The sequence below is a fragment of the Leifsonia sp. NPDC056824 genome, assembly GCF_042789575.1.
Lineage (GTDB): Bacteria > Actinomycetota > Actinomycetes > Actinomycetales > Microbacteriaceae > Leifsonia.
On the sequence record NZ_JBHUAV010000003.1, the window covers coordinates 176,345 to 188,200 of the forward strand.

An 11,856-nucleotide genomic window follows, 5' to 3' on the forward strand; every position below is an offset into this window, starting at 1 on the left:
ACAAGGGGATCCCGTCGGGCGCGCGTGCTCGGCATGTTCACCGCAGTGACCAGCGCACTGCTGCTGATCGGGGGAGGGCTGGCCACCGGCGGCGTCGCATCCGCCGACACCATGCCACCCGATCCGACCAATCCGGCGACGCCTCCGACCGTCGACGGCAGCTCCCTGCCCACGGCGCAGATGGACGGCGTCGCCTGGTCGCAGGCGGTCGTCGGGAACACCGTGTACGTCGGAGGGAAGTTCACGGCGGCGAGACCGTCGGGATCGCCCGCCGGCTCGAACACGACCCCGCGGAGCAACTTCCTCGCCTACGACATCACCACCGGCGTGCTGAACACCAGCATCAACGTCTCGCTGAACGCCCAGGCCCTCGCCGTCGCGGCGTCGCCTGACGGGTCGCGCATCTACCTCGGCGGGGACTTCACAACCGCCGCGGGTGGCACCTACTACCGGATCGTCGCCATCAGCACGGCCACCGGTCAGGTCATCAACTCGTTCCGCCCGGCCATGGCGAGCCAGGTGCGCGCTCTGGCCGCGACGAACACCGCCGTGTTCGCCGGAGGCACGTTCACCAGCGTCAACGGCACGGCCACCGGTTACATCGCGAAGATCGACGCGTCGAACGGCTCTCTGATCACCTCGTGGAAGGGCTCGGCCGACTATGTCGTCGACGCGCTCGCGGTCAGCCCGGACGGCAGCCGGGTGTACGCGGGAGGCCGTTTCCAGAACATGGACGGCGTGCCCAACTACGGTCTCGCGATGCTCGACGGCACGACGGGCGCCGTGCTCCCGTTCCCGACGAACAGCATCATCCGCGACGCCGGGATCAACGCGGGCATCACCGACCTCGTCGCCACCTCCGACCGGGTCTACGGCTCCGGCTACGTCTTCGGCTCCGGCGGGAACTTCGAAGGGTCCTTCTCCTCCGACGCGGTCACCGGCGCCCTGGTCTGGATGGAGGACTGCCACGGCGACACGTACTCGGTGATGCCGATGGGCAACGTCCTCTACGCCACCGGCCATCAGCACACCTGCGCCAATGTCGGAGGATTCCCCGAGACCAACCCTCGCAGCTACCACCACCTCATTGCCTTCTCGAAAGCCAAGACGGGCACGCTGACCAACGACGGCAACCGGTCGTACGCGAACTTCCGGGGCCAGCCCGCGCCGTCCCCACTGACCTACTACCCCGACTTCAGCACCGGCAGCTACACCGGCATGGGCCAGGCCGTCTGGAGTCTCTCGGGCAACGCCAGCTATCTGGTCGCGGGAGGCGAGTTCCCGACCGTGAACGGCAAGGCGCAGTACGGGCTCACCCGGTTCGCGATGGACAGCGTCTCGCGCAGCACGATGGCGCCGAACAACAACACGGCGCTCACACCGACGGCGACCTCGAGCACGTCGGGACAGGCGAAGATCGCGTGGACCTCGACGTACGACATGGACAACTACCAGCTCAGCTACGCGCTGTCGCGTGACGGCAACACGGCGAGCCCGATCTACACGACGAGCAAGGGCAACAACTTCTGGAACACGTCCGCGATGAGCTTCACCGACACCGGGCTGGCGCCGGGGAGCTCCCACACCTACACGCTGACGGTCACCGATCCGGACGGCAACCAGATCGCACGGACCGGCAACCAGGTGGTGATCGCGGGCGGGGGCACCAACCCGCCGCCGGTCGCGTCGTTCAGCGTCGGAGTGAACGGGCTGACGATCAGCGTCGACGGCACGGCCTCCACCGACCCGAACGGGACGATCGCGGGGTACGCCTGGAACTTCGGCGACGGCAAGACCGCGACGGGAGCCACGGCGAGCCACGCCTATGCGGCGGCAGGCACCTACACCGTGACGCTCACGGTCACCGACAACCAGGGCGCGACCAACTCGACCTCGCAATCGGTGACGGTCGCGGCGAACTCCGGCAGCACCATCGCGCAGGACACGTTCCAGCGCACCGTCAGCGGAGGCTGGGGCAACGCGCAGACCGGAGGCGCCTGGACGGGCTCGGGGAGCGCGACGCAGTACTCGGTGAGCAACGGGACCGGCAACATCGCCGACGCCGCGGGAACGACCGCGTCCGAGTTGCTCAAGTCGGTCTCGTCGAGCCGGACGGACACGACGGTCACCCTCACGACCGACATCGCGCCGACCGGCGGCGGGGCCTTCATCTCGGCGATCGGCCGGCAGGTCGGCTCCGTCGCCTATGAGGGGCGGGCATGGCTGAGCGCGAGCGGGTCCGTGCAGGTGCAGCTCCTGCAGAGCGGGACCACCATCCAGTCGGCCGTGGTCGGCGGGGTGACCTACACGCCGGGGATGCAGCTCAACCTGCGCGTGCAGGTCGTCGGCACCTCCCCGACGACGATCCAGGCCAAGCTCTGGCCGGCCACGCAGGCCGAGCCGGCCAACTGGCAGGTCAGCGCCACCGACTCGACCGCCGCGCTGCAGGGCGTGGGCAGCGTCGGACTGAAGGCCTATCTGTCGGGCACGGCGACCGTCTCGCCCGTCACGGTGAAGTTCGCGAACTTCGGAGTCGTCGCCGTGCCCTGAGCCGCCATCGCTTCCTCGTCTCCTCCCGCGACGCGCCGGGTGCGAGCGGGGGGAGCGCGGGAGTGATGGCCCGGGCCGAGTGGCGCTCTCAGGGAACGCCGGTACTATACCCGGATGCGCGAACCGGACCAGCGCGACTCCGGTGCAACCGACGGCACCGGGTCTGAATCGACGAACCCCTCGAACTCTGTTCTCCCCACCGGGGACTCCTCTGCGACGAGTGAGCCCGGGGCGGGAGCGACCCCTTCCGGCCGCCGCTCGGCCGGGGGTGCGGGTGCAGGAGCGGCGGTGACCGGCGCCCTCGCCGGAGCCGTCGCGGGCGTGATGTCCGCCATCCGGACGCACCCGAAGGCGTGGATCGCCGCCGGCGCCACCGTCGCGTTCGTGCTCCTCGGCGCGGGCAGCGTGGCTCTCGGCGCGACGGTCGGCTCCGCGCCGGCCGGGGCCGCGACCGCCCCGACGCCGACGCATTCCGCGACCCGCACGCCCACCCCGACCCCCACTCCCACCGCCGACCCGGCGCGTCCCGTGCCCGCCGCGCAGCCGGCCGCGAGCCGCATCCGCACCTGCTCGGTGGCCTCCCTGGCCCAGGACGGCCGGCTCGGCAACCTGGAGGCCCAGGTCGTCAACGCCAAGACCGGCCAGGTGCTGTTCGACCGGAACGGCGGCAAGCCCGGCCCGACCGCGTCCGTGCTCAAGACGCTGACCTCCGCGGCGGCCCTCGCGACGCTCGGCCCGGACTACCGCGTGCAGACCACGGTCGTCGCCGGCAGTGTGCCCGGCCAGGTCGTCATCGTCGGCGGCGGCGACGTGACCCTGTCGCGTCTCCCGGGAGGCCACGGCGCCTTCTACACGAACGCGCCCTCCATCCAGGACCTCGCCAGCCAGACCAAGCAGGCGCTCGGCGGCGTCCCCGTGACCTCGATCGTGGTCGACTCGTCGCTGTTCGGCGGCCCGCTGTGGCAGCCCAGCTGGGACGAGCACGAGGAGCGCGTCGTCGAGGGGTCGACGCCGTACATGTCGTCGCTGATGGTGGACGGCGACCGCAACGACCCCGGTGCCGTCGAGTCGCCGCGCAGCACCGACCCGGTCGGCCGCGCCGTGCAGTACTTCCAGCAGTACCTCGGCACGAACGTCCCGGTGACCTCCGGCACCGCCCCGGCGGGCGCCCGCCAGCTCGCGGCGGTGCAGTCGCAGCCGGTGACCACGCTGATCGACCAGGCGATGACGTACTCCGACAACACGATCATGGAGGAGCTCGCCAGGCTCGTCGCGATCAAGACCGGCGCGGGCAACACGTTCGCCGCCGAAAACGCGGGCGTGCTGGCCGGGCTGAAGGGCTACGGCATCGACACCACCGGCATCCACATCGCCGACGGCTCCGGGCTCAGCGCCGACAACGCCGTGCCGCCGTCGTACCTGACGCAGCTCTTCGTCAAGGTGCTCAACCGGCAGAACGGGCTCGGCGTGGTCTACGACGGACTCCCGGTCGCCGGCCGCACCGGGACGCTCGGGCCGGGCTACAGCCGGTTCACCGGGGCGAGCTCGGTCGCGGACGGTTCCGTGCACGCCAAGACCGGCTGGATCAACAACGGCTACACGCTCGCGGGCACCATCGACGCGGCGGACGGATCGCAACTCACATTCGCTGTGTACGCGCTCGGCCCGGTGAGCGACAATGCCAAGCAGGCGATCGACACGCTGACGACCGGCTTCTACAAGTGCGGTGACAACCTCACCAACGGCTGAGCCGGGCGTCGGCCGAGCAGGGGAGGCGGCGATGGGCAAGGCGCTCTTCATCATCGACGTGCAGAACGACTTCACCGAGGGCGGAGCGCTCGGCGTGGACGGGGGAGCGGCGGTGGCGGCGGCCATCACCGAACACCTCCGCGCGCACGCCGACGAGTACGCGATCATCCTCGCGAGCCGCGACTGGCACGACGGCGACAACGACAACGGCGGCCACTTCGCGACCGACGCCGAGCCGGACTTCGTGAACACCTGGCCCGTGCACTGCGTCGCGGGAACGGACGGCGCGGAGTACCATCCCGCGTTCGACACCTCACGCGTCGGCTACCACATCCGCAAAGGGCAGGGCGTCCCGGCGTACTCGATCTTCGAGGGGCGCACCGACGCCGGCTCGACGGTCCACAACCTCCTCGACGAGCACGGCATCGACACCGTCGACCTGGTGGGGATCGCGACCGACTACTGCGTGCGGGCGTCCGCGCTGGACGCGCTGAGCCACGGGCAGCGGGTGCGCGTGCTGACCGAGCTGGTGGCGGGGGTCGCGGCGGAGTCGTCGGAGGCGGCTCTGGCGGAGCTGGCGCACGCGGGGGCGGAGCTCGTTTCCGTTCATTAATTGTATTTCAGATCCTTCATGCCTTTGGGGTAGTCTGGGGGCTATGTCAAAGAAGGTTCTCGTCTGGATCATCGTCGCCTCGGGCGTCTTCCTCGTGCTCGCGATCGGCGCGGTCGTCTCGGTCATCCTGTTGATGACGTCGTCTCGAAGTGCGGGCTCCGGCTCCGGCTCCGGCGAAGCGGAGTCGCTCGCGAACGAGTACGTGCAGATGATCGCCGACGGGAACGCGAAGCGCGCGAACGAGATCGCGCGGATCGACTTGTCCGACGAGAACAACATCATGCTGACCGATGCGGTCCTGTCGAAGGCGGAGCGGATCACCGGCGTCTCGGTTTCGGGCTTCTACGGCACCCGCACGTCGGCCAGTGTCGAAGTCGCCTACAAGCTGGAGTCCAGGGGCTACGAACGGTATGTCGAGCTCAAGAAGGATGACGACGGCTGGTATGTGAGCCGGGGTCTGCCCTATTCGGTGAGTGGCTCGTTGCCGTCCATCTGGGACGTCGAGTTCGGAGTGCCCGGCCTCAAGGGGGCCCTGGATCAGACGCGTCACACCCAGGTCGCCTATCCGGCCGTGTACAAGCTGACGAACTCGAATAAGTTCACCGACGTATCGTCCGGGGCCACGATGACCGTCGGGCCGGACGCGGACAGGGCGAAGGGCGTCACGGCCAGTCCGTCGCAGGCGTATCTCGACGCCGTCGCGGCCCTCATCAAGAAGAACATCGATGAGTGCCGCGTGCACACCCAGCGTGACGAGCTGCGCGAGTGCGGTCTGATGGTCGGCTACCCGTCGGGGATGACCCTGTCCGGCACGAGCTACGCCGTCGCGGTGACGGAATACCCGACCGTCACGCCGGCGAAGGATGGATCATTCGGCGATTTCACCGTCGCAGGCGGCGCGATGACCGCACAAGCGACCGGCATCGATTATCAGGGGGCGCCGGCGACCGGAAGCGTCGAGGTCGATGTGCGAAAGCGCGTGAGCGCCGAGATCGTGGATGGAAAGGTCGCGCTGCGGTAGCGCGAGTCTTTTCATGCGCGCTAGGCTGATTACTAACCAGGCTAGCTAATCCGGAGGCGCGCAGATGAAGACCCGATCCGACTGGACTCCGGCCCGTTGGCTGCGCATCGTGCTGCCCACCGTCGTCATCGTGATCTGGTTCATCGCCGGAAGCCTCGGCGGCCCCACCTTCGGCAAGCTCTCCGGGGTGTCCAGCAACGACCAGGCCGCGTTCCTGCCGGCCAGCGCCGAGTCGACCGCGGTGCAGGACTGGCAGAAGCGCTTCACCGACTCGCAGGCGGTCCCCGCGATCGTCGTCATCCAGTCCGGGTCGACCATCCCGCCGAGCGACCTCGCCTCGTTCGCCGCCCTCGGCGCCAAGCTCGGCGACGTGACGGGGGTGCAGGTTCCGGAGTCCGGCCAGAGCACGAGCGTCGCGGGGCCGATCCCCTCGCAGGACGGCAGGGCGGTCGAGTTCATCGTCCCGGTCGCGGACACCAACAACGTGAAGACGGTCGTCGCCGACCTGCGCAGCGTCCTGAAGAGCGAGCTGCCCTCCGGAACGCAGGGCTGGGTCACCGGACCGGCCGGGCTGACCGCCGACCTGGTCAACGCGTTCGGCGGCATCGACGGCATCCTGCTGCTGGTCGCCGTCGGAGCCGTGTTCGTGATCCTGCTGCTGGTGTACCGGGCGCTGCTGCTGCCGGTCCTGGTGCTGCTCACCTCGGTGTTCGCGCTGTGCGCAGCGATCCTCGTCGTCTACCTCTTCGCGCTCTGGGGGTGGATCAAGCTCAGCGGCCAGAGCCAGGGGATCCTCTCCATCCTGGTGATCGGCGCGGCCACCGACTATTCGCTGCTGCTCGTCGCCCGCTACCGGGAGGCGCTGGAGCAGCACGAGTCGCGCTGGACCGCGATCGTGACGGCGTGGCGAGCGGCGTTCGAGCCGATCCTGGCCTCCGGCGCCACGGTCATCCTCGCGCTGCTCTGCCTGCTGTTCTCCGACCTCAACTCGAACAAGAGCCTCGGCCCGATCGCCGCGATCGGGATCGTGTTCTCGCTGTTGTCGGCGCTGACGCTGCTGCCGACCCTGCTCGCGGTGTTCGGGCGGGCGGCGTTCTGGCCGTTCCGGCCGAAGTACGCGGGCGCCGAGCACGCGCACGAGCACAAGCACGAGGGGGCGGAGCGGGTCGCCGGGCTGGAGGGCATCCGCGGCGTCTGGCGGCGCGTCGGCCTCCTCATCGCGCACCGGCCGCGCGTGACCTGGATCGTGTCGTTCGTGGTCCTCGTCGCGTGCGCGTTCGGGCTGACGCAGCTCAAGGCGAACGGCGTCGAGCAGACCGCTCTGGTGCTCACCCAGTCGGACGCCGTCGACGGCCAGAAGGTGCTCGCGAAGCACTTCGACGCCGGGTCGGGCGCGCCGGTGGTGATCGTGGCGAAGGAGGCCGACGGGGACGCCGTGCTCGCCGCCGCGAAGCAGAACGACGGCATCTCGGCCGCGACGCTGTACGCCGGGAACGTGCGGCCGGCCCAGCCGGGCCAGAGCGCCCAGTCGCCGGTCGTGAAGGACGGCCGCGTCCTCATCCAGGCGACCCTGAAAGCGCAGCCCGACTCGTCCGCGGCCGAGCAGGTGGTCCGCGACCTGCGCCGCGACCTCCCGGCGGCCGGGTCCGGCGTGCTCGTCGGCGGCGTCACGGCGATCGCCCTCGACACCAACGACACAGCGCAGCGGGACCTACTGCGGATCATCCCGATCGTGCTGCTGGTGATCCTGCTGGTGCTGATGCTGCTGCTCCGGTCGATCCTCGCTCCCGTGCTGCTGATCGGCAGCGTCGTGCTGTCTTACGCCGCGGCGCTCGGCGTCTCCGCGCTGGTGTTCGACCACCTGTTCCGCTTCCCGGGGGCCGACGCGAGCGTCCCGTTGTTCGGCTTCGTGTTCCTGGTCGCGCTCGGCGTGGACTACAACATCTTCCTGATGACGCGGGTGCGGGAGGAGTCCCTGCGGCTCGGCACCCGGCCCGGCATCCTACGCGGGCTCGGCATGACCGGCAGCGTCATCACGTCGGCGGGGGTAGTGCTGGCGGCGACATTCGCGGCCCTCGCGGTCATCCCGATCCTGTTCCTGGTGCAGATCGCGTTCATCGTCGCGTTCGGCGTGCTGCTCGACACGGTGCTGGTGCGCTCGCTGCTCGTGCCCGCGGTGTCGTACGACGTGGGGCGCGCGATCTGGTGGCCGTCGACGCTGTGGCGGTCGCCTCGGCAGCCTGTATAGCGGGAGGCGGCCGACCGCTGCTCGGATGAGCAGGATGCACGCCCCGTCGCTGTTGCATTGCCGCCCCCGCGACGGTCGGTCAGAGTGGCCTGCATGACCCCCACGATCCTCGAGCCGGCCCTCGGCGCGTCGATCGGCGGACCGGGCGCCGACGTCGCCGCACTGCTCCGCCGGCTGTACCGGACCCTGGCGACCGTCCGGCGCCTCGATCGCGAAGCGGTCGCCCTGCGCGGCCACGGCGTCCTCCCCGGCTATGTCGACTCGCGCGGCCGGGAGGCGGTGCAGGTGGGCGCGGCGCTCGCGCTGCAGACCTCCCGCGACCGGGCCTTCCCGACCGCCCACGAGCCGGGGATGTCGATCGCCCTCGGCGCCGACCCCGCGGCCGTGCTACGGTCCCCGCGCGGCGCCGACGCCGTCGAAGGGCCCGTGGTCCACGCCGTCGGCTGGGCGCTCTGCGCGAAGCTCGACCGCACAGGAGGGTGCGCCCTCACCCCGCTCGGCTCCGGAGCCGGATCGGCGGCGGAGCTGCGCACGGCGTTGACGACCGCTCGGACCTCCGCCCTGCCGGTGGTCTTCCTGTCCAGCTCCGGCCGTACCGAGGGGGCCGGGATGCCCGTCCTGCTGGTCGACGGCGCCGACGCGCTCGCCGTCCACGACGCCACCGTGAAGGCGCTGAACCTCGCCCGGTCCGGCGCGGGGCCCGTCCTGATCGACGCCGTGCTGCCCGGTCCGACCGCCTGGCCGGCACGCGACCCGCTCGTGGTCTGCGAGCAGCGCCTGCGCCTGACCGGGACGGTGGACGACGGCTACTTCGCCGAGGTCGCCGACACCGCCGACGCGCTCGCCGACCGGCTGCGCGCCCGGCTCACCGTCCGCGCTTGAACCCGGCCGCGATCGGCGAGGATGGGACCATGCGCATCCACGTCGAACGCCATCCCGGGGCCGACCCCGTCCTTCTGATCCACGGTTTCGCCACCACCGGCGCGCTCACCTGGGAGTCCACCGGCTGGGTCGCCGCGCTCGCCCAGGCGAGCCGCGGCGCTGTCGTCCCCGACCTGCGCGGCCACGGCGCGTCCGACGCGCCGCACGACCCGGCGGCCTACTCGCCCGACCTGCTCGCGGCGGACCTGCTGACCGTGCTGGACGAGCAGGACCTCGACGGCGTCGACGTCATCGGGTACTCGATGGGGAGCTGGGTGGCCCTGGCCCTCGTCGGGATGGCGCCCGAGCGCGTCCGCCGCCTGGTCGTCGGCGGCGTCGGCACGGTCGAGCAGTTCGCCCACTGGGGCGTGGAGGCCGTGCGGCGGGCGATCCTGGAGGGCGCGGACACGCTTCCGGCCGACGCCCCGCTGGCCCCCCTGCTCAACTCTCTGCGCGAAGCCCCCGGGGTCGACCGCGAGGCCCTTGCGGCCTGCGCAGCCGGAATGGCGCAGCATCCGCTGCCGCTGGCCTCCACGGTGCCCACCCTGGTCGTCGCCGGGGACGCCGACCCGGTGGCGGCGGACGCGGACGAGGCCGCACGGCTGCTCGGCGCCGAGCTGGTGCTGCTGCCGCGCCGCAACCACATCACGGCACTCAGTGCCCGCGCCTTCAAGCAGGCTGCTCTTCCCTTCCTGGGAGCTTCGGTCAGCCTGTAGGAGACGCGCTCGGCGGGTCGTACGATGTGCGAGGAGCGAAGGAGTGCCCGCATGATCGACAAGCTGGATGCCGACCTCATCGCGCTGCTCACGGAGGAGCCACGGCTCGGCGTGTTCGAGGCCTCGAGGAGGCTCGGCGTCGCGCGCGGCACCGTGCAGGCCAGGCTCGACCGGCTGCAGCGCACGGGGGTGATCAAGGACTTCGCGCCGACGATCGACAGCCTCCGGCTCGGCTTCCCCGTCACGGCGTTCATCACCGCGGAGATCGCCCAGAGCGACCTCTCCGTCATCGACCACCTGCGGGGCATCCCCGAGGTCCTGGAGGTGCACACCGTCACCGGGGCCGGGGACCTGCTGATCCGGGTCGTCGCGCGCTCGAACGCCGACCTGCAGCGGGTGATCAGCGGCATCCTGAGCGAGCCGGGCATCAGCCGCACCTCCACGGTGATCGCCCTGGAGACCACGATCGAGCACCGCAGCGTGCCGCTGGTGGAGTCCGCGGTGGAGGAGTGAGCGCACCGGCGGGGACACCCGACAGCACGACACGAGACGAGGAGTGACGATGGACGAGAAGACCCTGCTGGAGCGTGTGCCCGACCGCCTGTTCATCGGCGGCGAATGGCTGCCGGGATCGAACGGCTCCCTGAACGTCTACGACCCCGCGACCGGCGACCTCATCCGCGAGATCGCGGACGCGTCGGTGGAGGACGGCACGCGCGCGCTCGACGCCGCGGTGGCCGCTCAGGACGCCTGGGCGGCGACCCCGCCCCGCGCCCGTGGCGAGATCCTGCGCCGCGCGTTCGATCTGCTGCAGGAGCGCCGGGAGGAGTTCGCGCTGCTGATGACGCTGGAGATGGGCAAGCCGCTCGCGGAGTCCAACGGGGAGGTCACCTACGGCGGCGAGTTCCTGCGCTGGTTCTCCGAGGAGGCCGTGCGCATCGCCGGCCGCTACGGAACCAACCCCGAGGGCACCGGCCGCATGATCGTCTCGCAGCACCCGGTGGGGCCGTGCTTACTGATCACGCCGTGGAACTTCCCGCTCGCGATGGCGACCAGGAAGATCGCGCCGGCGCTCGCCGCGGGCTGCACCGTCGTCGTGAAGCCGGCCGAGCTGACCCCGCTCACGACGCTCTACTTCGCGCGCCTGCTGGAGGACGCCGGCCTCCCCGCCGGCGTGCTCAACGTGATCACGACCTCCACGTCGGGCAAGGTCTCCGCCCCGATCATCGCCGACCCGCGGCTGCGGAAGCTGTCGTTCACCGGCTCCACCGAGGTCGGCCGCAAGCTCTTGCAGCAGGCGTCGGCGAACGTCCTGCGCACCTCGATGGAGCTCGGCGGCAACGCCCCGTTCGTGGTGTTCGACGACGCCGACCTCGACCGGGCGGTGGACGGCGCGATGCTCGCGAAGTTCCGCAACATCGGGGAGGCATGCACGGCCGCCAACCGGTTCATCGTGCACGAGGACGTCGCCGACGAGTTCGCCCGCCGGGTCGCCGACCGGGTGAAGACGATGAAGATCGGCCGCGGCACCGAGGCGGGCGTCACGATCGGCCCGCTCATCAACGCGGACGCCGTCGACAAGGCCGCGGAGCTCCTGGAAGACGCGGTCTCGCGCGGTGCGCTGGTGCTCGCGGGCGGCTCGCGGGTCTCCGGGCCCGGCACGTTCTTCGAGCCCACCGTCGTCACCGACGTGCGGGCGGGCAGCGAGATCCTGCGGCAGGAGATCTTCGGACCCGTGCTGTCGATCGTGCGCTTCCGCGACGAGGACGAGGCGGTGCGGATCGCGAACGACACCGAGTTCGGGCTCGTGTCGTACGTGTTCACGAAGGACCTCGCCCGCGGCCAGCGGATGATCGACCGGCTGCAGACCGGCATGATGGGACTCAACGTGGGCGTCGTCTCCAACGCCGCTGCGCCGTTCGGCGGTGTGAAGCAGTCGGGGCTGGGGCGCGAGGGAGGCCTCGAGGGCATCCACGAGTACCTCAGCACCAAGTACACCCTGACGCCGGACCCGTTCAGCGTCTGAATCCCGCCGCCG

At 70.8% G+C, this 11,856-nt stretch carries 9 protein-coding genes; all 9 read left to right on the plus strand.

Features of this window, described 5'->3' with window-relative positions; genetic code table 11:
- Positions 1-33 precede the first annotated feature (33 nt).
- The 9 genes from ACFRFH_RS13720 to ACFRFH_RS13760 all read left to right on the plus strand — a co-directional run bounded on the left by ACFRFH_RS13720 (position 34) and on the right by ACFRFH_RS13760 (position 11,844).
- Complete coding sequence (locus ACFRFH_RS13720; protein ID WP_382463559.1) at positions 34-2,550, plus strand: PKD domain-containing protein; 2,517 nt, start codon at positions 34-36, stop codon at positions 2,548-2,550.
- 288 nt (positions 2,551-2,838) lie between these two features.
- Positions 2,839-4,299: a D-alanyl-D-alanine carboxypeptidase/D-alanyl-D-alanine-endopeptidase gene (locus ACFRFH_RS13725; RefSeq protein ID WP_382463560.1), complete on the plus strand. Its 1,461-nt coding sequence runs from the start codon at positions 2,839-2,841 to the stop codon at positions 4,297-4,299.
- A 31-nt stretch (positions 4,300-4,330) separates the two neighbouring features.
- A complete protein-coding gene (locus ACFRFH_RS13730; RefSeq protein WP_382463842.1) occupies positions 4,331-4,912 on the plus strand; it encodes an isochorismatase family protein in 582 nt (193 codons plus the stop codon).
- A gap of 94 nt (positions 4,913-5,006) precedes the next feature.
- A complete protein-coding gene (locus tag ACFRFH_RS13735) occupies positions 5,007-5,933 on the plus strand; it encodes a hypothetical protein (protein ID WP_382463561.1) in 927 nt (308 codons plus the stop codon).
- A gap of 64 nt (positions 5,934-5,997) precedes the next feature.
- On the plus strand, positions 5,998-8,181 hold the full coding sequence (locus ACFRFH_RS13740) for an MMPL family transporter (RefSeq protein ID WP_382463562.1): 2,184 nt from the start codon (positions 5,998-6,000) through the stop codon (positions 8,179-8,181).
- A 93-nt stretch (positions 8,182-8,274) separates the two neighbouring features.
- Positions 8,275-9,063, plus strand: coding sequence for a thiamine pyrophosphate-dependent enzyme (locus ACFRFH_RS13745; protein ID WP_382463563.1), 789 nt, complete (start codon positions 8,275-8,277; stop codon positions 9,061-9,063).
- 29 nt (positions 9,064-9,092) lie between these two features.
- Positions 9,093-9,818, plus strand: coding sequence for an alpha/beta fold hydrolase (locus ACFRFH_RS13750; RefSeq protein WP_382463564.1), 726 nt, complete (start codon positions 9,093-9,095; stop codon positions 9,816-9,818).
- Positions 9,819-9,869: 51 nt separating this feature from the next.
- Positions 9,870-10,331 carry an Lrp/AsnC family transcriptional regulator gene (locus tag ACFRFH_RS13755; protein ID WP_382463565.1) on the plus strand — a complete coding sequence of 154 codons (462 nt, stop codon included), beginning with the start codon at positions 9,870-9,872 and terminating at the stop codon, positions 10,329-10,331.
- Positions 10,332-10,380: 49 nt separating this feature from the next.
- On the plus strand, positions 10,381-11,844 hold the full coding sequence (locus ACFRFH_RS13760; protein WP_382463566.1) for an NAD-dependent succinate-semialdehyde dehydrogenase: 1,464 nt from the start codon (positions 10,381-10,383) through the stop codon (positions 11,842-11,844).
- The last annotated feature ends 12 nt before the right edge of the window (positions 11,845-11,856 follow it).